The sequence below is a fragment of the Prevotella sp. P5-92 genome (assembly GCF_002251245.1).
Classification (GTDB): domain Bacteria; phylum Bacteroidota; class Bacteroidia; order Bacteroidales; family Bacteroidaceae; genus Prevotella.
The window spans coordinates 13,193-39,360 of sequence record NZ_NPJG01000112.1; the positions used below are offsets into that span (position 1 = coordinate 13,193).

The following is a 26,168-nucleotide window of genomic DNA, read 5'->3' on the forward strand; positions in this document are numbered from 1 at the left end:
AAATAAAGAATAGAGAGATGGAAGAATTAAAGTATCATTACAAGTACCCGCATCCAAGTGTTACAACGGATTGCGTAATCTTTGGTTTTGATGGGACAAGGCTTAATGTCTTGCTGATAGAACGCGGGATTGCCCCATATAAAGGTAGATGGGCATTTCCTGGCGGTTTCCTAAAAATGGATGAAGATGCAGAAACGGGAGCATTACGTGAACTATATGAAGAAACTGGGTTGAAAACGGCCTATGTAAGACAGTTCCATACTTTTTCTGATCCAAACAGAGATCCAAGAGAGAGAGTGATTACTGTAGCCTATTATGCTCTGGTACGTATCAGTGAGGTAAAAGGTGGTGACGATGCAGCAAAAGCCGAATGGTTCCCCATAGATAAAATACCTGCTTTGGCTTTTGACCATGATCAGATTCTTAGAGTGGCTACATCGGAATTGCGCCGTCAGATCCATTTTGAGCCGATAGGCTTTGAGCTGTTGCCTGAAAAATTCACTATGACACAGCTACAGCATCTATATGAAGCGATTCTTGGTGTAAAATTTGACAGACGCAATTTCTATAACAAGATGTTGAAACTTGGCATTCTCACGCAGCTTGATGAGACAGTTCCAATGCCGAACAAAAAGGTGGCATACCTCTACAAGTTCAATCCTGAGAGCTATAATGAAATGAAAGAAAAAGGTTTCCGTCTCGAATTCTAACAGATTATTTGTTTACCTTTTGGGAAGATTTGGTAATATTATATAGACGGCAGCACATCTGAAAGTGTGACTGACGCAGCCAAATCTGCCAGAATTATTTCAAGGACTTAATAAAAGTGATTAATTATGTTAGACAGAATCAAAACAACTCTCGTAAACGACTTAGGATTTGAAGCTCAGGTAGGTGATACTGGCATTGTTGATGAAAACGGGAACTTTGCTGAACCTTCGCCTTACCGAAAGCTGATTAGTATTCTCTTAATGAATTCATTTAGGTGTGAACTTTTTTGCGCGGATTCAACTAGCAAGTGCAAATTTACAACATTTTTTTGTAAAAGCACTCATTAGGGGTTGAGAAATTGAGTTTTTCCCTTGGTCTTGTGTTAATTTTCTGCATAATCTTAGTTATTTGTTGCTAACTGATGTTCGAAAAGCAAGTATTCTTTGGAATGTATTGCCTAATGAGCCCATTTACATTCTCAATAGCCCCTTTCTGCCATGATGAGTACGGATCGGCAAAATAGACCTTTGTTCCAATGCTTTTTGCACTTTGCTCCGAGGTTAATTGTTTGTACATAAGCAATGCAAAATTAATTAATCTTTGGGAGACAGCGGTATCCCTTTTTGTTTTTTAGCATTGCTAGTTGAATTTTCTTCTGATGGGGGCTTCTCGCCCCCCAAACCCCTCGGTGTTTTCTGGTATTAGATTATTTATTCTCATCTACCAGAAAATTGCAGTTCTATGTTGAACTTGCGTCGCAATAAGACTAACGATTATACTACTAATAGTTTAGATAAGCCCCGAACACAGTCTGATTACATAAAACAAAATGCAGATTACTATAATCGAATCATTGAAGAAAATAAACGAAGGCAGAAAGAATCTGATGATGCTTTTAAAGGATGCGTCTGGGGGCTAATCCTACTTGGTTTATTTATTCTTGGGTGCATTATTCATAATAATTAGAGACTTGTTAATAGAAAGAACTATAAGATAACACCAATTTTATACAATCAAACGCATATTTTGTACAAATAAAGCACATTATTCTTTGATATTTGAGCCAAATCTATTAAATTTGCCGAAAAATTGAGTAAGTGAGCAGCAAAGTACTAATCATATCGAATGCCAACGAGCTTGTCAGGGTTAAGCCTGAACGGATTGTTTACGTGGAGTCAGATGGCAACTACTCCACGATGGTGCTGCATGATAAGACGGAGCATGTGTTCACAATGAACCTGGCCCATTGTCAGCAGATGATGGAAGATCAGCTTGGCAAAGAGGCTATGACATTTATCCGAATTGGTAAGTCACTGATAGTGAATCGTGCGTACATCTTTAAGATTAATGTCAACAAACAACAATTAGTAATGTCGAACATGGAAGTGAATCAGGCTTTTACCCTACAGGCTTCAAAGGAGGCTCTTAAACAGTTGAAAACTCTGATTGAATCGGAAAAGGAGGGCAAGTTATGAATAATGACGAATTACAGGTACTCGGAACTGAGAATAGAAAAAGCAATAATTGGAAATGGATAGTAGCTATCGCTTGTGTGGTACTCACTATTGTCTGCTATCTTATATACAATAGGTGTAGCTCTACTGGCAACACATTACCGATGTCGCAAGAAGGATCAACAATTTCCCCTGCATTGCAACATGCTGCTGACTCCTTGCTGAATAACAAGCTAACAGAGATAAACGGCTTACAAGGTCAGGTAATCATTATGAACGTCCAAACAGGAGAAATACTTGCTATGGCTGGTCGTGAACGTAACTTTGAAGGTAAGCTCCAACCATGCCAGAACTTTGCCTATCAACAGGAATTAGGAGCATTAACTATGACAGTATCATTATTAGTAGGATTAGAATCGGGGAAAGCTCATCTATCAGATGTTGTAGATACTGGTAATGGTGTGTGGCAGATAGATGATGATCGGATAATGAAGGATCATAACTGGCGTAGAGGCGGTTATTGTGAAGTGACATTGGATCGGGCATTAGGGGTTAGCTCGAATATCGGAATCAGTAAGACGATTTGGAGTCTTTTTAAAGGACACGAACAGGATTATTTCAACAAGCTTGACTCTATGAGTTTCGGACAGCCAAGTAGCATTGAAGGAATCGAAGGTTTGCGTCCTTCTGTCTATAGTTCCCCGAAAGATTCCGATTGGGTGAATAAGGATATTCTCTGGAGTGCGATAGGCTACAATAGGAAAATCGCTCCCATCCAGATGCTGACTTTCTATAATGCTATCGCTAATAATGGTAAGATGGTAAAGCCAACATTAGTGCCTGGCACTGCTGAGGTAGTCAATGAGCAGATTGCTAAAAAAGAGAATATTGCTCTTATGCAGCAGACATTAGAACATGTGGTTAGTCAAGGATTGGGACATAAAGCAGGTTCTGCCAAAATATTAGTGGCAGGAAAAACAGGCACTTCACAGGTTAATGAATATTACGAAGGGGACAATACTGTTTCCGAATATCAAGTAGCATTTTGTGGCTTCTTCCCTGCCAATAAGCCTAAATACAGCATGATTGTGAGCCTGAACAAAATAGGACTTCCCGCAAGCGGTGGCGGCATGGCTGGCGATGCTTTCCACAATATTGTTGAATGGATGATCGATAATGGAATGTTGAATAAATAATACTAGTATGGTAAACGATACGATTGTAAACGCAAAGAATCTCTCGGATAGGCTCTGCAATGAGGTTATCCTTTGGAGTAATGACTTCGCACGTGACCTCGGTGTTACATATGGTGAACTATGGGCAGGCATTACCATCTTCGTAGTATTAATTAAAAGAAAGCTGATATACATTAAATAAGGGCAAATCTGAAGAAAAATGAGAAAGACAATTCAAACATCAGAATCAAAAAATAGCATTAGTGTCAAGATAGATTATCTGCCATGTGTAAACTATGCAATAATGAATAGCGGCATTAATGTTTGCAATTCGCTTGTTCTGGAAAATTGCGATACCGTAGACTGGCATGGGATTTCATTGGAAATAAGCGGCCAGTATATCAAGGATAGTGGCAGTAGGTTTGAGTTGTTGAAAAGGAGCCAATCCGTACAAGTAAAGTCCATTAAGATTGAGCCCGATTATCGTATTCTATGTGAGATTACTGAGGCAGTGAATACAACATTCCTACTTGTAGTAAAAAGTATGGGGGTAATCCTTTATGAGAAAGAATATCCCATCACGCTTTTGTCATTTGAGGAATGGGCAGGTAGTAATGTTTTACCTGAACATATTGCAGCATTTGTAGTACCTAACAACCCTCTGCTTTCCAAAATCATGCTTTCTGCAGCCAAGTTCCTGGAAAAATGGACTGGCTCTGCTGCCTTTGATGAATATCAGACTCTAGACAGAAATAGAGTCCGGGCACAGGTAGCAGCCGTATATGAAGCCCTACGAACTGAAGGTATCATCTATTCTGCACCACCTGCTGGCTTCGAGAAAAATGGACTGCGCGTTCGTCTTGCAGACAGAGTACTAAATGAAAAGATGGGGTCCAGTATTGATCTGAGCCTATTGGTAGCTTCATGCCTTGAGGGAATAGGCATCTATCCTATCATCCTGATATTGAAGGGACATGCGATGGTAGGGGCATGGTTAACTCCGAGTGTTTCAACTAAGATGGTGTGCGATGATGCGAGTTACTTGATAAAAGAAACCGCAGATGGCAACAACGATGTGGTATTGTTGGAACCATCGGCCATCACAGCCTCTGAGAGTATCAATTTTGAAGAAGCTGTAAGTAGCGCCATACAGAAGATGAAGGATGACGACCAATTTCTATATTTCGTAGACATTCATCGTTGCAGACTTGGAAACATCAGACCTCTGCCTCAGCGCATCGAGAAAGATGGCACATGGACTATTGAAAACGAAGGTATAGAGCATAAGAATGCCACAGAAGTCCTCAGGCATCTAAATCATTACGATCTCAGATTGGAAGATGAAGGAAAATCAACTACCAAACAGATGATTTGGGAACGCAAACTCCTTGATTTTACCTTGCGCAACAACCTGCTGAACACCAGACTTGGCAGTAAGGTCATCCCATTCGTATCGTATAAAATAGATTATCTGGAAGATCATCTCCAAGCAGGTGAAGATTATACCATCACCCCATTTCCAGGGAAGAAACTTAAGCCCAATGCTGAAGGCATGTACGACTCAAGCCTGCAGGCAATAGAATACCAGACCTATGTTTCTGAATTGATTAGCGATCATAAGATAGCCTCGTATCTGACTGACGCTGAATTAAAGAATGACTTGAAGCAGATATATAGAACAGCTCGTACTTCATTGGAAGAGAATGGAGCCAACAGTCTGTTCCTGGCTCTGGGCATGCTAAAATGGTATGAGACACCAAAAAGTGAGCAAGCTCGTTATGCTCCTATCCTTCTGCTCCCTGTTGACATTGTGCGCAGAATTGGCCACAGCTATGTCATCCGTAAACGAGACGAGGACATCTTTCTGAATATTACCTTGGTTGAGCTGCTTAAACAGAATTTCAACATCAACCTCGATATGCTGAAAGAATTGCCAAAAGACGAGAGCGGTGTAGATGTAAAGCTTATCTTTACCTATTTCCGCAGAGCCATCATTGAACAGAAGAAATGGAATGTCATCGAAGAGGCAATGCTGGGTTTGTTCTCTTTCAACAAATTCGTTATGTGGAACGATATTCATTCGAATGCAGATAAGTTGAAAGAAAACATTGTGGTGGCATCGCTTATCGACAAACAGAACAAACAGGGATTAGTTGGAGATGCCGTTGATGCAAGGGATATCGATAGAGAGAGCTCTCCGATGGATTTTGCTATCCCCTTGGATGTTGACTCTTCACAAATGGAGGCGATCGTGGAGTCGAGTCGAGGCCAAAGTTTTATTCTGCATGGGCCTCCAGGAACGGGAAAATCTCAAACAATCACAAATATGATTGCTAATGCGCTGTATCAGGGCAAAAGGGTATTGTTTGTTGCTGAGAAGATGGCGGCATTGTCTGTTGTGCAATCAAGACTTGAGAAGATTGGTCTTGCCCCGTTCTGTCTGGAACTGCACTCAAACAAGGCCACCAAGAAGCATTTCCTTGAGCAGATGGACGAAGTATTGAAAGTTACTAAGATCAATTCGCCCGAAAAATACGCGCAACGCTCTGAGGAATTGTTTAATGAACGTAAGGAACTAATCAGCTATATGGAGGCTCTGCACATCAAGTCATCCAGTGGTCTGAGCCTGTATGACTGTATCTCTGAGTATATCTACATTCGTGAAGATGAGATTAGTGAGCAACTTCCTGCCATTGGGCAGATTACCGCTGACTTTATAACCCAATGCAGGGAACAGGTAGAGCCGATTAAGATAATCCTCGATATCGTTGGTAAGCCATGCCAGCATGCACTATATGGATTGGAGCCTATTGATAACAGGCAGGAGAACTTAGAAGCCATCTGTACGATTCTTAAGGATTTTAAGGACCAGAAGAATAAATATGACACCCTCTTAGAGAAGTTGAACTCAACGCTCTACATAGATCTGAAGACAGGAAACGATCTTCAGTGGCTAAAAATGTTCGCTGATAGCATTTCTTCTGAAAGGGAGAAAGACGAACTGTATGAGAGTGTTTTGTCATCGTATGATGAAGGCATTCTGAAAATAGATGTCGAAGCCTATGCAAGAGAATGGGAAGAGGTGAACGACAAGTGGTTCCTGCCGCGCTATTTCGCAAAGAAGAGATTTTTGAAATCCTTACAGGTTTATGGTCAGATATTTGAGACAGGTGTTGAAAGCATGTTGAAACTTGTTGGAGACTATCAGAATCTCAAGAAGAGCCTGAAAAATCAGGAAAAAGAGTTGTTCTCATATGCCCATGCCAACGGATTCAGTCACCAGGATCGTTATGAGGCCTATATCAAGTACCTGGGCAATCAGAAAGCCGGCAGAAGACAAGAATTCCTTTATCAGGCAGATGCGCTTACATCAGTCAATCAGAAACTAATCGACTTTTCTGATAAACTGAATGGGTTGACAATCAACCCAATAAGCATCGACCATATAATAAGCCATATCGACAACTGGCTTGACGGCTATAATAAGATGAAAGACTGGTATCACTGGGTTGACAAAAAACGTGAATTGCAACAACTGGGTGTTCTGCCAGTTATTAGCCTGATTGAGGACGGTGCCGACCCTCAAGATGCAATGAGTAGGTACCTAAAAGGAATATATCACATTCTCATTGAGACAACGATAGATACGAACGAGCAGCTCAGAATGTTCAACGGACTTAAATTCCGCCAGAAAATAGAAAAGTACAAACGTGATACTGTCACATTCCAGGAGCTTAGCAAGGAAGAACTCTATAGCAAGCTTGCCTCAAGAGTTCCCGCTACATCTATAGCCATCGCAGACGGATCAGAGATTAGTATCCTAAAAAGAAATATCGCTAACGGTGGAAGAGGTTGTTCCATCCGATCTATTATCGACAGTATCCCAACATTGCTGCCAAGACTCTGTCCATGTATGCTGATGAGTCCCATTTCTGTGGCCCAGTATATCGATATGAATGCAGAAAAGTTTGATTTGGTTATCTTTGACGAGGCTTCACAGATGCCAACCAGCGAGGCTGTTGGAGCCATTGCCCGAGGCAAGGCACTTGTTGTAGTTGGCGATAGTAAGCAGATGCCACCTACCAATTTCTTCACATCCAACCCGGTAGATGAGGAGGAAGCAGACGTTGATGACATGGAGAGTATCCTCGATGATTGTATCACGCTATCTTTATGTGAACATCAGCTTAACTGGCATTACCGCAGTAAACACGAGAGTCTGATAGCATTTAGCAATTCACAGTATTATGATAACAACCTGCTGACATTCCCCTCTACTGATGACCGTGTAACTAAGGTGACATTGGTTCCTATCAACGGTGTCTATGACAAAGGCAGAACTCGTAGTAATCCTGAGGAGTCGAAGGCTATCGTAAACGAGATTATCAGGAGACTGTCTGATGAGGAGCTTAAGAAGTATAGTATTGGCGTTGTTGCTTTTAGTAGGGTTCAGGGCGACCTGATAGAGGATGATTTACTTGAAGCACTCGACAAGAATCCAAAGTTGAAGGAGATTGCCTTTAACGACAAAGAGCCTATCTTTGTTAAGAACCTTGAGAATGTGCAGGGTGATGAGCGCGATGTTATCCTCTTCTCTATCGGCTATGGCGCTGATAAGAAAGGAAAGGTATCCATGAACTTCGGCCCTCTCAATAATGCCGGAGGAGAGCGACGCCTGAATGTAGCCGTTTCTCGTGCCCGTTATGAAATGATGGTATTCTCAACCTTGAAGTCCAGTCAAATAGACTTGAATCGCTCGAATGCGAAAGGCGTGGAAGGCCTGAAGGCTTTCCTCGAGTTTGCAGAGACAGGCAAACTACCGTTCTTATCCAGCACCACTCAGAAATCGGATGCCAATGTAATGGTTGAACAGATTTGTGATGCCTTGGCACGAAAAGGCTATGTTACAGAATCATTTGTCGGAAGGTCGAATTTTAAAGTCGACATAGCGGTTGCTGCCAAAGACCATCCTGAAAGATTCATTCTTGGCATATTATGCGATGGAGTATCATACTATGAGACAAAAACGACAAGAGACAGGGAGATTGTGCAGCCCAGTATCCTTCGCATGCTCAATTGGAAAGTGATGAGAGTATACTCAATTGACTGGTATGAAAATAGGGATAGAGCCTTGGAACAGATTCTTAAAGAACTTAAGGCTGCTGAGTCTGGAGGAACTGAAAACGTAGAGGAAGAAGTAGCGTCTTATGTCTTTGATGCAGAAAAGATCAAGGATGCTGGCATAACAGAAGACTCGTCTAGAAACAAGACTCAGAAATCATATCACGAATGTGAGATTGAAGTTGCTCCTGTAGATAAGGACTCATTTAACCCCTATGATGAGAAGAATGCTCAGATCATCAGACGTATTCTTAAAGACGAGCAACCTGCTACAGAGAGTTACCTGTGTAAGCGTTTAGCAAGAGCCCTTGGCTTTGGACATGCAGGCGCAAATATCCAAAGGGCAGTTTCATTTGCGTTGTCAGGTCTATACCTGGATTCGCTCTCTGTAAGTGGTTTAAATGGTGTCTGGCTAGATGAGGAGAGTGCCCAAAACTTTAAAGGATATAGGGCACCATCTCCACGCAGTATCACAGAGATACCAATGATAGAAATCGCAAATGCTATTAAAGAAGTGATAGAGGAAGAATTCTCTCTGCCTAAAGATAGAATTCCAACCATTGCAGCCCGCAAGCTTGGTTTCTCCAATGCGGGAGCAAAGATAACAGAGACAATAAATACCATTCTTGACATGATGCTTAAAAAAGGTGACATCAGAGAAGTGAAGGGTATGATATTGTTTAATATTTAACAAGAAATATGTTTATTTATGTTGAACTAAAAAGTAATAATTATGATGTACCAATTTACAAGAACGTATGAAACTTATGAAGACTGCTATGTTGAAGCAGATTCATTAGAGTAAGCCATTGACATTTTGAACAATGATGAAGATTTGGAATGGGAGCAGGCGTGTGATGAGCAAGGAGAGCCTCTACAAGCCCATTCAAAATCAATATGGGCATTATTGGGGTCACCAGTAAAAGTGTGTGGATTAGGCATAGATCTTCATTAGTCTGAAGAGAAAGAACTTACGGTCAATGATACCTCTGAGTTGTGCTCTGAAATGCTTGATCTTTGCATTGAGGGATTCTGCTGATGCATTGGTAGAGCGATTGACAAAATAGTTAAGGATCTCATCCTCACGGTCGTACATGGCGGCATCAATATCATTGAACGCTTTGTTGCCGAACTCACCGACCTTCGAGTACCATGAATGCAGGCTGACAGCACCTTGCTCCTTAGTACACCTCTGCGAGAAAATCATTCGAAGAGAGTGGGTAAGCGAGAAAGCCGTCTTTATGTCCGGAAACTCACGGAACAGTATTTCTGCACGTTCCTTCTGTGTGTCTGTCCATTTCTCGGGTGACATCATAAGCATCATCAGACGGTGCTCTTCCCTAGCATTGGCATCAAGTGTCATCTGCTCACGCCAATACTCTCTGCGTACCTCTTGCAAGGCTTCAAGACAAAACTGCTGATGATGGAACCGGTCGAGCGTACGCATAGCCTTCGGACAGGCATGTCTCATCTTACAGTCTTCAAGTCAAACCAGTCAAGCATGTGGGCTGGCAATAGGCATTCTGCTAAGAGTCTATACTGTTCCATTTTGTTCTAACGTTTACTCTATAAACGTACACCTGCTTGCTTTTATTGTGCTATGCTATCCACACGCTTTTGCAAGTGACCCAAAGAAAAGCCCTGAAACACTTGGCTCTTTGCAAGAAAAACACTATCTTTGCTGCGAAGAAATCGCATTGAGGTAAAAAACATTTCTGCCGCGAAGAAATCACATTGCGGTAAAAAACATTTCTGCCGCAAAGAAATCACATTGCTTGACAACATCATTCTTTACAAGATATTTGCTTTTCAATTCAATTACAATTTTGCCACTATGAAATATACCGCCGAACAAATCGCCATGATGCGCATGAAGGACGCGCAGATGAAAGACGCCCTCAAGCGCGACCCCCTCATCAACTACACCGAGGGCTACTTCTTCCTTACCCTCAACACCCGGGGCGAAGCCCCCATACTAAGCCGCGTGGCGGGGAGAGTAGGGGGAACTGGCGCCGACGCTCCCCACTGCGAATATACCGCCCTCGGCAAGGGCGTGATTGAAAGTTGGAAAAAGATGCCCCTCGTGTGTCCCACAGTGAGGATAGGCCCCTGCGAAGTAATGCCCGAGCATTTCCACGGTCTCCTCCATCTCCTGCCCGGCAATAAGCGCCATTTAGGCACGCTCGTAAGCGGCTTTATGGCAGGCTGCACCCACCATTATTGGGATAGCCTGGGCATAGATTGGCGCACGCCCTGTATGAAAGATGGAGTGTACACTCCAAGGATGCACAGTCGCGACCGGCACCACACCCGCTCGTATTTAGGGCCCGCCTTGTTTGTGCGAGGCTACAACGACGTGGAGGCGCTGACAGCCGAGGAGGTGAGGGTGAAGATGGAGTATATAGCCAAGCAGGCGGAGAAGAGGCTGATACAGGGCGACCGGCACCAGTGCTTCATCATCAGGCGCAACATGAAGACGGCTGCATGGAATTTGGAGGTGGCGAAAAGGGCGGTGGCTGACGACCGGTTTTACAAGAGCCACGGAGCTAAATGCGATGAGGCATGCCACGCCGTGGTGGCCAGATTCAACATTCAAGGGCTGGACTACATCGGCGACCGCCGGCTGTTGGCTTGCGAGAAGAAGCTGCCTCTCATATGCCATCGTGCCGACATGCCTTTTTTCAATCAGCAGCTCGAAGCTGTAGTCAATGCAGCAAGAAACGGCTGGGTGATAGTGTCGGCTTTTATCTCCAAGGCTGAGAGGGAAATAAGGCGGCAACTTCTCATCGAACAGCTCCCTGTGATTGAGATTGTGGATAATGGCTTTGCCGACCGATACCGGCCTACGGGGAAGTCGTTTTATGCCACTGCCGAAAAACGCCTGGTGCAGATTAGCTGTTGGAACTATCAGTACACGAGGGATGCGGCGGTAAGTCGGGAGATGTGTCTGGTAATGAACGAGCTGGCTCGCGTCATTACCCAAAAGCCTGACGACTGGTGGAAGCGACCTCTATAGGGGCAATGGCGTTTTCCTCGCTCGAGAAAACTATTGCAGTGCTAATAACGGCAATGTCTCTTTCTTATGATAAAAACACTCTGGCCAGAGAAAAGATGTATTATGCTAATAACTGCAGTGTTATCTTTCTTATTATAAAAAAAACTCCGGCGCAGGGGTGATGACTATTGCGCCGGAGGTTGGAATAAAGAGAGGGCTTGCGCCCGTGTGTGTGAAGTTTATTTCTTGGTCAAGACGCTTGTGGCGCCTGAGTTGATGTATGAAAAACGATATGCGGCATAGTATGCGGTCCAGTTGCTGAACGTGATGCAAGGCCAAGGACGATGGCGGTCATCATGAGGAATAATCTATATAGTTCTTTCTTCATAGCTTAATTACTTTAACTTCATTAACTTCTTTAACTTCTTTAACTTCCCAAACATTATCATTCCCACCAGAACTCAACGGCATTGTAGTATTCGGTTGAGCCGTCGGTGTAGTCGGTCCAGTAGAGATAGACGTATCCGCTGCGCTTATAGATTGAGATGCAGGAATATCCGGTTGTCGTACCGTAGTCCTCAAGGATACAGATGTCTGCCACCTCGACGGTGCCGTCGGCTACGGTCCATGTGGGATAGCTCTGTGTGGCATCGTCGAAGAAATATGCAGCCTTTGCCTCCGTGCCCTCATAAGGCTCGTAGTTGGCGTAGGTGGTGATGCTATAGTAGCCTGCGAATTTCGTTGAGTTGCTTCCGACAGTAAAGATATAATCAACACCCGAATTGAGGAAGTTGGGGAAACGGAATCGGTTGGTGTTACCAAGTTGCTGGAGCGAAGTGGTAAATTCGTTTTCTACTCCCTGTGTAGCCCATAGCATCTTTACATTGTCGGATATGGATTCCCATGTTGCCACCATAATGTATCCGGCGTATGCAGTGGCACCAGGCTTGGTGGTGTAGTGGTCGGCATATTCCTCGGGCACGGTGACCTTGAGATTATATTTCTTTGATTCCGCAAGATTGCCAAATGACACCTTGACGGTGGCAGTGCTCTCGCCTGCGGCGAAACTTACCGTGGCAGGAACTGAGAGTCCTTCATCTGCAGTCACTATGAGAGGCACTTCGGCAGCAGTCTCAATGCCGTTAAGACGTGACACTCCAATCTCCACCTCCGTTGCCTCACCGGGTTGGAAGATAAACTCCGTGGGGTTGCTGTCATCGAAATACACTGCCATCGAACCGTTGGCAGTAGGAGAGCCTGGCTCGTAGTTGATGTCGTTCTTGTCGTCGCATGCGGTGGCGAGTATCATCGCCACCATCGCGTACATTATATTATATATAGTCCTTCTTTTCATCCTAAACTAACTTTAATTCTTTAATTTTTTAATACTTTATATCCCCGTCAGGGTCGGGTCCGGGTTCATCTTGCCAGAGAGTGCGCTGTTGTATGTGCGTGCCACCTCGGGGATATAGAAGTTGAGCCACTGGGCGCATCCGAATGCCTCGTGGTTGAGCTTGTTATAAGGCTCTACATAGTTGCTGCCCTCGTAATCGCGGAGGATAGGCAGACCAAGACGCTTGTAGTCGTTGTACATTATTCCCTCGCCCCACAGTTCTATATACTTCTGGCTCATCAGCTCAATTATGTAACTGTCGGTGTTCCAAGCTGTGTACCGTTTGCCTTCGTCGAAGCGGTATTTGTTCATGAAGTTGTCGAGCTTGCCCATGCCTGCTATTTTGCCATTAAGGTAGTATTCACATTCTATAACGATGAAGTACATCTCCTCGACACGCATAAGCGGAATATCAACCAGCATACCAGTCTGCTCGTCGTCGAGACTGCCCGAACCAGGACGGAATTTCAGGTTGGCATAGGCAGGCAGGCGACTGAAGTTGGTGTTAGCCGCCTTCGATGCTGCTGTCTCGTCCTTGAGCTGAGTCTGATACTTCTCGGGTACGGTCTTGCTTCCGGCATCTTCGAGGGCTATCCATGATGTCTTGCGCCAGTCGCCATCCTGAATGTAGGAATACAGGCCGGCACTGATGCAGCGGTATTCGCCACCGTATGCAGGCAGTGCCCATGTAGGTTCGGAAGCCACATTACCCATGATGGAGTTCCAGTAGTAAGAGTACTGTTCGGTGGAGGTGATGCGCATATCCCACACCCATGCCTGGTTGGCAGTGTTGAATCCTGACTTCACGTCGTGCCATTGTTCCTTGGTCATAGGAGTGTAGCCGGCATTGATGACAGCCTTGGCGCAGTCCTCGGCTTTCTTATAGCAGTCTGCTGCCGACGTGATGCCAAGGTCGGCATATCCGTCGTTAGCTCCCTCGGCTTCCAACTGCTTGGGCAGGTCGTTAGGATAGCGTTGGAAACGGGTGGCAACGGTGAGCCAGAAGCGGGCCAAAAGACCGTTGACAACATCGATGTTGACGTCGTTCTTCTCTGTTCGCTCATATCCCGCAAGCAGTTCCTTTGCCTTGCTCAGGTCGCTGTAGATGAAGCGATACATCGTGGGGAAGTTGGCACGGGGATTGTTCTTTGCCTCTTCGGCAGTGGTGCTTTCGGTGACGATGGGCACCGTGAGACCCATGATGTCCTTGGCCTTGGTATCGAGATCGCTGTTGCCTGTGGGCCAGAACTCAAACATCAGTGCGAGGTCCATATAGGCAAGTGCGCGATAGGTGTGGGCTATGCCTCGATAGTTGAGCATTGTCTCGGATGTGGCACCCTCTGTGGACTTCATAATCTTGTTGGCAAGGTCAGCAAGGTTATAATAGAAGAAATACACGGGGGCGGTGTATGACGTGAGACGTGTAGCCGACTCGTAGTATGTCTGGTAGTTCCATGTCGAACCCGTTGTGGGGAATCCGTCGAGCATAGTCTCCTTGGTGAGCATATAGCAACCGTAGCCCCAGTCCTGTGAGGCATACCATGAGGTGACGTCGCTATAGTAGTTGCAGTAGGAGATCATCTTCGACTTCAGTCCGCTGACGAGCATGCTGAGTGAAGTACTTGAACTGGCCACCTGGTCGGTGGAAGCCTGTTGAGTAGGACTCTCCTCGTCGATACATGCTGTGAGGCTCATTGCCGCTGCCAGAGGCAGGATATATATTGCTTTCTTATTGAATATCTTCATAATTTCTTTTGTGTTTTAATACCTTAATATGTTGGTTCTTTCTGCAGTGTGCGGTCTTTCATGAAGTAAGACCCCACATCGGCGGGGATTAGAACTTAACGCTAATAGAGCCCGTAATCGTGCGTGCTGGTGCATACTTTGATGCCGAAATAGAACCGCTGGCGTTGATGCGTGGATCGAGACCCTTGCGCTTGCTCCAGTAGGTGAGGTTCTCGCCTGACACAGCGACGCGAATACCATTGATGCCTAAGCTGTTCATCCATTTTGCAGGGAGGTTGTAGCCGAGGGTGATGTTCTGCAGCGCGAGCCAACTGCCGTCGGTGAGGAAGCGGTCGGAGGTGTAGTTGGCATACTGGTCGTTGTAGCAGAGGCGGGGGATGTTCGACGATGTGTTGTCAGCACTCCATGCTCCAAGCAGGTCTTGGTGCATAGCCATACCGGTGAGACCCGACTGTGGGTTCTGCATCAGCTGCATATATGTCCAGTCCATCACCTTGCCGCCAACGCTGTATGCAAACGACACGTTGAGGTCGAAACCCAATGCCGACACACCAGTGTTGAAACCACCGTAGAAGTCGGGCAGGGCAGTGCCGCAGTTGAAGAAGTTCTCGTCGAGGGTGATGCTTGTCGGGTCGGTGGTGGTGATGAGGTTGCCGTCGGCGTCGTGCTTATACCACATCGATTCGCCGTTGTCGTTCACTCCGGCATACTTGCGCAGGCGCCATGTGTACATGGGCAGGTCTTCGCCATAGAAGTTGCTGCCAGAGGTGTAGCCTGGATGACCGTCGAGAGTGTTAAACTTATTGCTGTCGTTGAGTTTCAGTACCTTGTTCTTATAGGCGGTGAGGTTGGCACCGATGGTCCATCTGAAGTTCTTTGTCACGATGGGGTCGCCATTGAGTTCAATCTCAACACCCTTGTTGCTCATGTCGCCCACATTATAATACGAACCCGAGTAACCGAGTTCGAGAGGCACCTTCACCCACGAGAGCATGTCGGTGGTCTTGCGGTAGAAATACTCTACGCTACCACGCAGGCGACTCTTGAACATCTGGAATTCCACACCGAGGTTGATGTTGGTGATGGTCTCCCATGTAATCTCCTTGTTGCCGATGGACGAGAGGGTGAGGGTGATGTCGTTGCCGTCGCCCTTGTTGATATCGTAGAGGTCGGTGTAGAGGAAGTTGCCGATATTGTCGTTACCATTCTGTCCGAACGAAGCCTTCAACTTCAGTTCGTTGAGCCACTTCACGTCCTTCATCCATTCCTCCTTGGTGATGATCCATGCACCGCCGAAGGAGTAGAAGTTACCCCAACGGTGGTCGGGATGGAAGCGTGAAGAAGCGTCGCGGCGGTATGACACCTGACCGAAGTACTTGCCGTCGTAGTCATACAGTCCGCGGAAGATCCAGCCCTCGGTGTTGTAGTCCACCTTGTATCCGCCGTTGGTAAGATAGGTGGTGGCACCATTGAGCTCCTGGTTGTCCCAATACGAGAACATATTCTTGCGGTCGGCATAGAGATAGTCGGTGTTGCTCTTGTAGCTCTCATGACCGGCGAGGATAGACACGTTGTGCTTGCCGATTTTCTTGTTGTATTTCAGCAACTGCTGATAGTTCTGTGTGAATATCGAACTGTTGTATTTATACACATATCCGTTGGGATAAGACATGTGGCCGAAGCCATAGAAAGGTTGCTGTGTGGCGGTGTATTTCTCTTCGTAAGAGTAGAGGCTGGCATTGATGGTGGCCTTCAGACCGTCCCAGATGTCAATGTCGGCGAATCCGTTGAGCGAGAAGTTGGTGATGCCCCATTTGTTGGTGTTCATGCTGGCATCGGTGATGCCGTTCACCTGGGTGAGGTAGGGGCGTACATAGTTGGAACCCATGAGTTGTCCGTCGCCGTAGTCACCCACGATACCATTCTCATTATAAAGGATGTTGCCGTTTTCGTCGCGCAGATAGACAGGATAGATAGGACCCATCAACATGATCTGTGTATAGATATTGTTGTTGCCCGAGTCCTCGGTGTCGCTCACGTCGGCGCCATTGTTGGTAGTAGAGCGTGCGAAGCTCACATTACCGCCGATGTTGAGCCATTTGGTGGCTTGGTATGTGGCTTTCATGCGTGCGGTGTAGCGCTCGTAGTCGCTGCCCACGGCGATACCGTCGGCATTGAGGTATCCGAGCGAGGCGTAGAACGTGCCGTTGGTGCCGCCACCGTTGATGCTGAGGTTGTATTCCTGTCTCAGGGCGTTGCGATAAGCCTCCTCGATCCAGTCGTCGGGCATGATGGTATATACCTGTCCGTTGTTATACACACGGTTGCCGAGTGTGGCAGAGGGGTTGAGCTTGCCGTTGTCGCCGACGAGGTACTGTCCGTCGGGCACTACGTATGGGAGATAACCCAAACCGCCGTTCTGTGACGATGCTGTCAGGGTCTTGTTGGCATTGGCATGAGCATTGGCTACGCTCTGTCCCTGGTTGATGTAGTTGTTATATAGAGCCTTATAATTTGTTTCGATGTATAGGGCAGGATTGTCGATGGTCTCGTAGCGCTTTGAGGCGCGGCTGCTTGAACCTAATTTCACGTCGAGCGTGATACTTGTACGAGCCTTCTCGCCCTTCTTTGTGGTGACGATGATGACACCGTTAGCACCACGTGCGCCATAGAGAGCGTTGGAGGCAGCATCCTTGAGCACTGTCACCGATGCCACGTCGGCAGGGTTGATGCTGTTCCAGTCGCCGTCATAAGGAGCGCCGTCGAGCACTATGAGCGGGGCTTTTCCTGCATTGATTGAGCTGATGCCTCGTATGCGGAACTCAGGGGCCGCATCGGGTGCACCGGAATGAGAGTACGCTTGTAGTCCTGCTACGTTACCCTGAAGAGCTTCCATGACGTTCGTCACCTGTCGTGTCTCGAGTTTCTTGCTGTCGATGACACCTGCCGAACCCGTGAACGAAGATTTCTTCTGTTCACCGAAAGCCACGACCATTACCTCGTCGAGTACCTGGTCGTCATTTTCCAATACAATCTGTACAAACTCAGCGGCGTTGACGGTTTTTGTCTTCATGCCGATATACGACACTACGAGTTGTGAGCCCGGTTTCACCCCTTGGAGTATGAACTGTCCGTAGAGGTCGGTCTTGGTACCCACGTTGCTTCCCTTGATTAAAACTGTAGCGCCAATGACCGCCTCTTTGTTTACGTCAGACACGGTACCTTTGACGTTAAGTCTTTGGGCTATGGCAGATAGCGCCATCATAGCCACTGATAATAATAATAACAATCGTCTTCTCATTTTTTCTTTCTCTGTTTTTGCTAATTTAGTGTGGTAAAAGTAAGGGGAGTCAAAAGAGGAAGTACCACTCCTTTGACTCCCTTTCGTGTATCGTTACTCTACAGCAGGAGCCTGATCCTGTCCGCTACCATAACGGTGGTACTCGAACGAGATACTCTGTTCCTTGATGTAGTGTATGAGCTCTACGCGGCCATCCTTGACAGGGGCAGCCGTGGCAATATACTTGTCGCATTCAGCTGCACGCTCGTACATCTCGCGAGGCAGGTCGGCTGAGCAAGTGCGGATGCGCTCGTAGTTTGGCATCTCGAGCAGGAAGTCAGCCAACGACTGCTTCTTGAGCTGTGCACCAGTGGAGCCTAAGGCAGCCGAGCGGTCGTCTGACGGGTCGAACGAGATGGTGAGCGGTGTGCCAGCTGTCTTTGCGGCGAGGGCGATCATCTGTGCCTGTTCGTTGCTGTCGTCCTTGAACAAGCGGAGACACATGCCACCCTTGACAGGCAGATAGCGGAACACGTTCTGCTCGCCGTGGCACTTGTTCCAGTCACGTGCGTGGCGGAACTCCTTCTCCCATGCCTCTGCATAGCTCTTGCGGTAGTCGGTCTTCGAACCCTTCTTGTCGGTGATGTAAGTGAACTGTGCGCAGTAGTTTGGACCACCGGCCTTGATGCCGCCACCGAAAGCCGACAGCTTCATGCCGCCGAAAGGCTGACGATTGACGATAGCTCCGGTGATACCTCTGTTGATATACAGGTTACCAGCCATGATGGAGTTCTTCCACAGGTCGCGCTCAGCCTCGTCGAGCGACTGTATGCCTGAGGTGAGTCCGTAGTCGAGACCGTTAACGAGGTCGATAGCCTCCTGCAGCGTGTCGAACGGACAAACGGAGAGCATCGGACCGAACAGCTCGGTGCGGAAAGAGAAGTTGCCTGGACGTACACCCATCTTCACCGTCGGCGCAAGGATATACTTCTTCTTGTCGATAAACCTTGGTGCCACGAGCCACGACTCGCCTGGTTCGAGGGTGTTGATAGCCTGGAGGAGCTTCTCGTTCTCGTTGGTAATCATTGGGCCTACGATATTTCCGGCGTTCCATACTGAACCGACCTTCATGCTGGTAGCGCAGTCCTTGAGTTTCACGCGGAACTCCTCAGACTCGTAAACCGAACGCTCAACGAGGAGCAGCGAACAAGCCGAACACTTCTGTCCTGCATTGCCGAAGGCAGAGGCGCAGGCGTTCATGATGGCGTGGTCGCGGTCGGCAGAGGCCGTGATGATCATCACGTTCTTGCCACCAGTCTCGGCAGACAGTGGGGTGGTAGGATTAGCCTTTGTGATAGCCTGTGCTGTCTCGGTGCCACCAGTGAGGATGATGTGGTTGATCTCAGGAGCCGTGGTGAGCTTCTTCAGTGCGTCGCGCTCGGTGATGACCACCTGCAGAGCCTCTTTTGGCACGCCAGCATCCCAGAAAGCCTTGGCAAAGAGCCATGCTACGGGAGCAGCCACGGTGGCAGGTTTGAGGATACATGTGTTGCCCGAAGCCAATGCGGCTACGACGCCGCCGCAAGGAATGGCGCACGGGAAGTTCCATGGGGAGATAACCAAGATGGTGCCCTTAGCCTTGATGTCAACATCGGGCAGTGCGTAGAACTTCTTCATCGAAGGAGTGTAGAAACGGGCGTAGTCGATACCCTCGCTCACCTCCACGTCGCCCTCGACGACAGTCTTTCCTGTTATGGCACACATACAGCCGATGAGGTCGCCACGCATCTTGCCGAGGCGGTTGGCTGCATCGTACATTATCTTATGACGCTGTTCGATGGTGGTGTTGCGCCATCCGGCAGGGTCGGTAGCAGCTATCTTGATGATCTCCTCGATCTGCTTAACGTTAGCCTTCGACATCTCGCATACCTGTACCTCGTCGTCCTGACAACGGTCGAAATACTTGGCACGGCTGTCGTTCTCGACAGTCTCGGCACCAATCTGGGTGGGGATGACATAAGGCTTGTCGGCCTTAGACTTCTTCCACTTGGCGAATATCTGACGCTGCCACTCCTGGTTGCACTCACGGTCGAAGTCGGTGTCGGGCTCGTTCTTCATCTCGTCCATAGGAGGAACGGGGCTGTAAGGCTCGAGGCGGTTCTGCTTGCGGTGAGGCTCGTGAGGAATAGAGTCTTTGATGGCGTAGGCATCCTCAAACTGCTTCTTCAGGAAGTCCCATGCCTCGGTATTGGGCTTGAGGTTGAAAGAGTGGGTGAGGAAGTTGTCGGGAGCGGTGTTCTCGTCCATACGGCGAACGAGGTACGACACGGCGTTGAGAAAGTGTTCGTCCTTTACCACTGGGGTATAGAGAATCACATGGTTGCCGAGCTTTGACTGTGCACGCCATACCTGGTCGGCCATACCCTCGAGCATCTCGAAACAGAAGGTGTCCTTCGGTGTGTTGTACATCTTCGTCAGGAGGTAAGCGTATGAGATGGTGTAGAGGTTGTGCGACGCCATACCGATGTGAAGGTACTGCGAGTTCTCGGGCTGCAGTCCGCGCTCGATGATCTTCAGGTAGTTGGCATCCACTTCGGTCTTGCTTGGACGAACGGGGTTCTCCCATCCGCGCAGCGAAGCGACGACGGTCTCCATGTCGAGGTTACATCCCTTCACGATACGCATCTTGATAGGTGCACCGCCACGCTGGCAGCGTTCTTTCGCAAACTCGATGAGCTCGGTCTGGAATCCCCATGCGTCGGGCAGGTAAGACTGTACGACGATACCGGCAGAATACTTCAGGAACTCAGGCTTAGAGAGCACCTCCTTGAAGAGGCGCATGGTGAGGTGAGCGTCCTTGTATTCCTCCATGTCGAGGTTGATGAATTTCGCACGCTTCTTGCCTTCTTCATCGACGTAAGGATTGTCGATGGCAGCCTGATAGAGTTCAGACATACGGCGCACCAGTTCGGGGAACGACTCCTCGTAGTTCAGTGCGTGGGTCTGTGCGTAGATACCTGAGATCTTCACCGAGATATAGTTGATGTCTGGCTCCTTCAGCGCCTCAAGATAGCTATAGTAACGCTTGTCGGCCTCTTCGTCGCCAAGCACCACCTCACCGAGGAGGTTGACGTTCTGTCCGATCTTCTGTTCGAAGCGTTTAGCAAGGTGCTTGGTGAGATGTGGGCGTGCAGCGTCGATGATGACGCGTGAGGTGTCCATCCTCAGTCGCTTCTTGATGATAGGAATGGCGATGGGGTAGAAATAGTGGCCGAAAGCCTGGTAGATCTTGAAGAGGAAGGTGTCGCGCTTGTTGAGGAACTTAGGCACACCATACTCGTCGATGAGTACCTTTATTCTCTTGGCGAGCTTCTTGTCGTCGCGAATCTGTGACGACTCGTCGAGCATCTTGACAAGGAACTTCTTGTCGCCCGGGCGCTGTACCATGGTTGCATACTTGTGCTGTTCTCTGCGTTCAGCATCGGTGATAGTCTCTTCACAGGTGTTGTAAAGGGTCATTACCCAATCCTCTACATCTTTAATAGTAGGCTTGTTCATTGTGTATATGATTTAAATGTTGTTCTTTTTGTTTAAGAGAATCTCTTGCCGCATAACAATAACCTTACGGCGCATCGCTATGCGTCGATATGAATACGTCATTATGGTTTTCCTTCCCTTAAAGAATAAGAAAAAGAAAACACTTAAATCATGGTCGGGCTAAACATGACCGCTCTGTAGCTATGCAGCTCTTGGAGAGCCTGCTTCGAAAACGTGTCAAAATACATTCTTTTCATAGTTTTTACTAAATGTTTGTTACTAATCTCGCTGCAAAAGTAACACATTTTTCTTAATGTCCCAAACATTTTGCAAACTATTTTAAGGAAAAATCATCATTTTGTTGTAATTATTACGTTTTTATGTCCAAATAGTTTAGAATATGTAGCGAAAACTGGTCAAAGGGTTACAGATTGGGAGTGGGGACTGTGAATGAGCGTGTAAGATAAAAAAAAGACGCCTTGACTTGCTGTAAGCCTTTGGCGTCTTTGTCGATATGTGTAAAGCGATAAGTTTAGAAGTTGTCAACGTGCACTTCAAAGTATGACTTTGGATGAGCGCATGTCGGGCAGATCTCAGGAGCCTTGGTGCCCACAACGATATGACCACAGTTGCGGCACTCCCATACTTTCACCTCGCTCTTCTCAAACACCTGTGCGGTCTCGATGTTCTTCAGCAGGGCACGGTAGCGCTCTTCGTGACGCTTCTCGATGGCAGCCACGAGACGGAATTTAGCGGCCAGAGCGGTGAATCCCTCTTCCTCGGCTGTCTTTGCAAATCCCTCGTACATGTCGGTCCACTCGTAGTTCTCGCCTTCGGCAGCGTCGAGGAGGTTTTCTGCTGTAGTACCGATGCCGTCATGCAGTTCTTTGTACCACAACTTTGCATGTTCTTTCTCGTTGTCAGCAGTCTGCTGGAAGATAGCTGCGATCTGTTCAAAACCGTCTTTCTTCGCACGTGATGCGAAATAAGTATATTTGTTACGTGCCTGTGACTCGCCTGCGAAAGCAGCCTCAAGGTTCTTCTCGGTCTGTGTGCCAGAATACTTTGTCTTTTTCATAATGTTTAGTTTTAAAAAGTTATTATTATTAATTCCGCTGCAAAGATAATATGTATTTTCAATATTACAAAACAAATAACGGCAAAAGAATGGTAAATTTCAGCACTTGCCTAAAATTTAACTATCATTATGCCATATATTACCATTTTATTATTACTTTTGCAGATAAAAAGAGAGAAAGATGGATGTAATGTTGATACATGCGGCGGATAGTTTTGCGGGCGGATAGTTTTGCGGCGGTATGCGGCGGGCGGTCTTACATAAAGTAAGACCCTACGACGGCGGTCATCGACAGTATCAACTCGTCAACTGATAAGTTTCAACTTGTCAACTGAAAAGTATCAACTCGTCAACTGATAAGAATCAACTCGTCAACTGATAAGAATCAACTCGTCAACTAATATATATATAATAAGGTATAGAGATATGATGATTGGAAATATGGACAATATGCAGATATCGGTATGTAAGGTGCCCGACGGCAATGGGTTCCGAATAGAGAGTATGCCCGATTTTCTGCTTGAAGACACTTTCGACGACTGTTCGCCTCATACCCACAACTTCTACGAGATACTATGGTTTAAGGAAGGCAAGGGCAAGCACATGGTGGACTTTGTGGAATATGACGTAAAGCCAAACACGTTGTTTTTTCTCTCGCCGGGTCAGATACACCATTTCGACCATAATGAGGGCTATTGTGGCATCACGATAAAGATGTGTACCGACTTTATGAAAGACGAGAGCGCCACCGACAGTCTGTTTGTGAAATACAACGTGTTTCATACCTTCGACACGGTGCCTTACTATCGTCTCGACGAGGCGACGGCAGAGGTGCTGAGCCGTACAGTGGAGGCGATGAAGGTGGAGGCGCAGAACAATGGTGAGTTTGGCAATGCCGAGTATCTGAAGGCATTGCTGCGCATATTCTTGATAAAGGTGTTGAGGCGCGGCATGCAAGACGGCGAGTTGCCGTTGAGCAACATGAAGCCCGCCCATCTGCTGTTTATCCGTTTTCGCCGTATGGTGGAGCAGGAGTATATGCGTATGCATACGGTGCAGGAATATGCCGACAGGCTGAACGTGGCACAACGCACGTTGAACAAATGCGTCAACGAGTGTTCGCACACCTCGCCCTTAGCCTTTATCAACGAGCGCATAATGCTCGAGGCAAAGCGGTTGATACGCTATTCTAATCTGATGATAAAGGAGATTGCTTTCCGTCTTGGTTACGACGACCCGTCGTATTTCGTCAAGCAGTTTAAGAAGCGTACGGGCTATCTGCCCTCCGACTTCCGCGAGCTTGACGTGAACTAATACACCGCGAGCTAATACACCGCGAGCTTGACGTGAACTAATATACGACGAGACTGTCAGCCTTAACCCTCGTTTGCAGCCAGTCGTGGATGCGTTGGCGGTCGGCAGGGGTGAGTCGTGCCTTGGGGTCGAGGGAGATGATGGCTGCAACGAAGTGCATCGTGGCAGTGGTGTCGCGTCTTGACTGTGCCACCTTTGAGAGGCTCAGCGCATTGACCTGCGGGAAGAGGTTGCGCATCTCTGCCATGACGTCGGGTGTGAGTTGCTCGAGTTGTGTATATTGTTCAAGCCTGTTGCTTGTCTCCGACAGCTTTGCCGACATCTCCACCATCTTTTGTTTCTCCTCTTCGCGGCTTGTGGTGATCTGGGAGAGCTTTTTGCCAAGACGCATGGCGCTGTCAGATTTCTCGCCCTGTATGATGTTGAGCTTGATGTCGGCGAGGCTGTAGTGGACGAGGTTCTTCTGTGCCACACGTATGGTGGAGTCGTTTATCTCTCGTCCTACGGCAACGATGTTCAGTATCTGGTTGTCGCGATCCAAGTCGCTTGATATCACCTGAGTGCCAGACTGTGACAACTCGGTCTTTATGAAACGGTTGACATTATTGTCAGAGATGCTGCGGCGCACGATGCCCACGGTCATCAACAGCGATGGAATGATGGTGAGTATGGCTATTGCCATCACTGCCCTTCTCGATTTTCTTGCCGCGCTGGCCGTCTGGAACTCCTTGCGGTGGAAGCGCATCAGGCGCACGCCGAGATAAGTGGAGAGGCTGATGAACACGGTGTTGATGAAGAAGAGGTAGAATGCCCCGAGGAAGTAAAGCAGATGTCCGCTGGCAAGACCGAAGCCTGCCGTACAGAGTGGTGGCATGAGGGCTGTGGCAATGGCTACGCCTGGGATGACGTTGCCCTTTCCCTTGGTACACAGGGCGAGGATGCCTGCTGCACCGCCGAAGGTGGCTATCAGCACGTCGTAGATGGTGGGCGAGGTGCGTGCGAGCAGTTCCGACTGTGCCTCGCCGAGCGGAGTGATAAGGAAATAAACCGTGGCAGTGAGGATGCTTATCACGGTGGCGATGGCAAAATTCTTTGCCGCCCGTCGCAGCAGTTGGAAGTCGTTGATGCCTATGGCGAGTCCCATGCCGATGATAGGTCCCATAAGGGGCGAGATAAGCATGGCGCCGATGATGACGGCGGTGGAGTTGACATTGAGTCCGAGCGACGCTATGAAGATGGCGAAGATAAGCACCCAGAGGTTGGCTCCCCTGAAGCTCACGCCACTGGTGATTTGTGCCACTATCTCTTTCTCGTCTTCCATGTCTTGCATCACCGTGAAGTGTGCCTTTATCTTGCTTAATATCACGTATAGTTCCATAATATACAGTTTTGGGTTATCAGCGACAAAGTTACGATATATTGCTGAAAGATGCAAGAAAAGACGATGATGATAGGGTTAAAACATGTTAAGACGGGTAAAATAACGTCTGTCAGTCATTGTAAACCCGTCTTAACGATGATGAAATATGCCTTTTGGGCGGAATGTTATTTACCTGTAGTTTTGGGAATTCCTCACGATGCTAAGCAACTGTTGGTGGTTGGGGAGGCTGTTGGCGGCAATAACGCCGGTGGGTTGCGTCAGTCGCAGGTTGCTTCCGTCGGATGATGTAATGACTCCTCCTGCCTCTGTCACAATCAGTGATGCAGCGGCATAGTCCCATGGACTGAGAAGGTATTCGAAATACAGTTCACACCTGCCCATTGCAAGATAGCATAGCTCTGGCGCACAGGCACCAAAGCGGCGTATGTCGTTGCATTTGCCAAAAGCCTCAACTATAATCCGTGAGCACACTTCGGCATACTCCTTGTGATATACAGGCAGGGCAGTACACAACACAGCATTGGCAAAGGGGCGGCTTGAGACATGGATACGCTTGCCGTTAAGATATGCGCCCTTGCCTTTCTCGGCATAAAACATCTCATTGGTGCGGGGGATATATACCACTCCCATCTCCATCTTGTCGCCGTGTTTCAATCCCACGCAGATGGCACATTGGTCGATACCACGGCTATAGTTGGCAGTTCCGTCTATAGGGTCGATTATCCACGTGTATTCATGCTGTGAGTCGTTGATGTCCTCTTCCTCACACAGGAACCCAGACTGAGGCATTATCTTCAAGAGTCTTTCACACAGGAAGTTCTGCACGGCCACGTCAGATGAGGTGACGATGTTTTCGCACCCTCCTTTCTGTTCAATATCAAATCCGTCGGCGACCATCAGTCCTGACGCTTCGCGAATGATACTTTTTAGCTGTTCAATTGTAATCAACATTATCTTTACTTTATTTGTGTGCAAAGTTAAGA

The 26,168-nt window shown here is 47.5% G+C and carries 14 protein-coding genes and 1 pseudogene; 6 read left to right on the forward strand and 9 right to left on the reverse strand.

Features of this window, described 5'->3' with window-relative positions; genetic code table 11:
* The first annotated feature begins 17 nt into the window (after positions 1-17).
* Positions 18-710, forward strand: coding sequence for an NUDIX domain-containing protein (locus CIK99_RS10975; RefSeq protein ID WP_094381550.1), 693 nt, complete (start codon positions 18-20; stop codon positions 708-710).
* Positions 711-1,026: 316 nt separating this feature from the next.
* Here CIK99_RS10975 and CIK99_RS15810 read toward each other — a convergent pair.
* Positions 1,027-1,257 (reverse strand): annotated as a pseudogene (locus CIK99_RS15810) (IS30 family transposase); the annotation flags it as partial.
* Between the two features lie 551 nt (positions 1,258-1,808).
* Between CIK99_RS15810 and CIK99_RS10985 the strand changes: the two are divergent.
* The 3 genes from CIK99_RS10985 (at position 1,809) to CIK99_RS10995 (ending at position 9,152) form a co-directional block, all read left to right on the forward strand.
* Entirely contained in the window at positions 1,809-2,186 is a 378-nt protein-coding gene (locus CIK99_RS10985) for a LytTR family DNA-binding domain-containing protein (protein ID WP_094381552.1), read from the forward strand.
* On the forward strand, positions 2,183-3,361 hold the full coding sequence (locus tag CIK99_RS10990) for a penicillin-binding transpeptidase domain-containing protein (protein WP_254047786.1): 1,179 nt from the start codon (positions 2,183-2,185) through the stop codon (positions 3,359-3,361). The genes CIK99_RS10985 and CIK99_RS10990 overlap by 4 nt, the downstream gene beginning before the upstream one ends.
* A 199-nt stretch (positions 3,362-3,560) precedes the next feature.
* Entirely contained in the window at positions 3,561-9,152 is a 5,592-nt protein-coding gene (locus CIK99_RS10995; RefSeq protein ID WP_094381553.1) for a DUF4011 domain-containing protein, read from the forward strand.
* A gap of 243 nt (positions 9,153-9,395) precedes the next feature.
* Here the strand turns inward: CIK99_RS10995 and CIK99_RS11000 are convergent, their stop codons facing one another.
* Positions 9,396-9,932 carry a transposase gene (locus CIK99_RS11000; RefSeq protein ID WP_254047787.1) on the reverse strand — a complete coding sequence of 179 codons (537 nt, stop codon included), beginning with the start codon at positions 9,930-9,932 and terminating at the stop codon, positions 9,396-9,398.
* Between the two features lie 363 nt (positions 9,933-10,295).
* Between CIK99_RS11000 and CIK99_RS11005 the strand changes: the two genes are divergently transcribed.
* Complete coding sequence (locus CIK99_RS11005; RefSeq protein ID WP_144007978.1) at positions 10,296-11,477, forward strand: hypothetical protein; 1,182 nt, start codon at positions 10,296-10,298, stop codon at positions 11,475-11,477.
* A gap of 424 nt (positions 11,478-11,901) precedes the next feature.
* Here CIK99_RS11005 and CIK99_RS11010 read toward each other — a convergent pair whose 3' ends face one another.
* The 5 genes from CIK99_RS11010 to rbr all read right to left on the reverse strand — a co-directional run bounded on the left by CIK99_RS11010 (position 11,902) and on the right by rbr (position 22,490).
* Positions 11,902-12,810 carry a hypothetical protein gene (locus CIK99_RS11010; protein WP_144007979.1) on the reverse strand — a complete coding sequence of 303 codons (909 nt, stop codon included), beginning with the start codon at positions 12,808-12,810 and terminating at the stop codon, positions 11,902-11,904.
* Between the two features lie 36 nt (positions 12,811-12,846).
* Entirely contained in the window at positions 12,847-14,595 is a 1,749-nt protein-coding gene (locus tag CIK99_RS11015) for a RagB/SusD family nutrient uptake outer membrane protein (RefSeq protein ID WP_094381556.1), read from the reverse strand.
* 88 nt (positions 14,596-14,683) lie between these two features.
* Complete coding sequence (locus CIK99_RS11020) at positions 14,684-17,896, reverse strand: TonB-dependent receptor (protein WP_094381557.1); 3,213 nt, start codon at positions 17,894-17,896, stop codon at positions 14,684-14,686.
* A 93-nt stretch (positions 17,897-17,989) separates the two neighbouring features.
* Positions 17,990-21,433 carry a bifunctional proline dehydrogenase/L-glutamate gamma-semialdehyde dehydrogenase gene (locus CIK99_RS11025; RefSeq protein WP_173805357.1) on the reverse strand — a complete coding sequence of 1,148 codons (3,444 nt, stop codon included), beginning with the start codon at positions 21,431-21,433 and terminating at the stop codon, positions 17,990-17,992.
* A 511-nt stretch (positions 21,434-21,944) separates the two neighbouring features.
* Positions 21,945-22,490: a rubrerythrin gene (gene rbr / locus CIK99_RS11030; RefSeq protein ID WP_094381558.1), complete on the reverse strand. Its 546-nt coding sequence runs from the start codon at positions 22,488-22,490 to the stop codon at positions 21,945-21,947.
* 426 nt (positions 22,491-22,916) lie between these two features.
* On the opposite strand from rbr, the gene CIK99_RS11035 reads away from it, so the two are divergent.
* The gene (locus CIK99_RS11035) at positions 22,917-23,804 is read left to right on the forward strand and encodes an AraC family transcriptional regulator (protein WP_094381559.1); all 888 of its coding nucleotides are present in this window, start codon (positions 22,917-22,919) and stop codon (positions 23,802-23,804) included.
* Between the two features lie 37 nt (positions 23,805-23,841).
* Here the strand turns inward: CIK99_RS11035 and CIK99_RS11040 are convergent, their stop codons facing one another.
* Positions 23,842-25,182: a DUF389 domain-containing protein gene (locus CIK99_RS11040; RefSeq protein WP_094381560.1), complete on the reverse strand. Its 1,341-nt coding sequence runs from the start codon at positions 25,180-25,182 to the stop codon at positions 23,842-23,844.
* Positions 25,183-25,353: 171 nt separating this feature from the next.
* On the reverse strand, positions 25,354-26,136 hold the full coding sequence (locus CIK99_RS11045) for an inositol monophosphatase family protein (protein WP_094381561.1): 783 nt from the start codon (positions 26,134-26,136) through the stop codon (positions 25,354-25,356).
* Between the last annotated feature and the right edge of the window lie 32 nt (positions 26,137-26,168).

Bases quoted from the DNA above. Each gene is read 5' to 3' on its own strand.
- CIK99_RS10975 (WP_094381550.1), top strand. From the start codon at position 18: ATGGAAGAATTAAAGTATCATTACAAGTACCCGCATCCAAGTGTTACA.
- CIK99_RS10990 (WP_254047786.1), top strand. From the start codon at position 2,183: ATGAATAATGACGAATTACAGGTACTCGGAACTGAGAATAGAAAAAGC.
- CIK99_RS10995 (WP_094381553.1), top strand. From the start codon at position 3,561: ATGAGAAAGACAATTCAAACATCAGAATCAAAAAATAGCATTAGTGTC.
- CIK99_RS11000 (WP_254047787.1), bottom strand. From the start codon at position 9,932: ATGAGACATGCCTGTCCGAAGGCTATGCGTACGCTCGACCGGTTCCAT.
- CIK99_RS11005 (WP_144007978.1), top strand. From the start codon at position 10,296: ATGAAATATACCGCCGAACAAATCGCCATGATGCGCATGAAGGACGCG.
- CIK99_RS11010 (WP_144007979.1), bottom strand. From the start codon at position 12,810: ATGAAAAGAAGGACTATATATAATATAATGTACGCGATGGTGGCGATG.
- CIK99_RS11015 (WP_094381556.1), bottom strand. From the start codon at position 14,595: ATGAAGATATTCAATAAGAAAGCAATATATATCCTGCCTCTGGCAGCG.
- CIK99_RS11020 (WP_094381557.1), bottom strand. From the start codon at position 17,896: ATGAGAAGACGATTGTTATTATTATTATCAGTGGCTATGATGGCGCTA.
- CIK99_RS11025 (WP_173805357.1), bottom strand. From the start codon at position 21,433: ATGAACAAGCCTACTATTAAAGATGTAGAGGATTGGGTAATGACCCTT.
- rbr (WP_094381558.1), bottom strand. From the start codon at position 22,490: ATGAAAAAGACAAAGTATTCTGGCACACAGACCGAGAAGAACCTTGAG.
- CIK99_RS11035 (WP_094381559.1), top strand. From the start codon at position 22,917: ATGATGATTGGAAATATGGACAATATGCAGATATCGGTATGTAAGGTG.
- CIK99_RS11040 (WP_094381560.1), bottom strand. From the start codon at position 25,182: ATGGAACTATACGTGATATTAAGCAAGATAAAGGCACACTTCACGGTG.
- CIK99_RS11045 (WP_094381561.1), bottom strand. From the start codon at position 26,136: ATGTTGATTACAATTGAACAGCTAAAAAGTATCATTCGCGAAGCGTCA.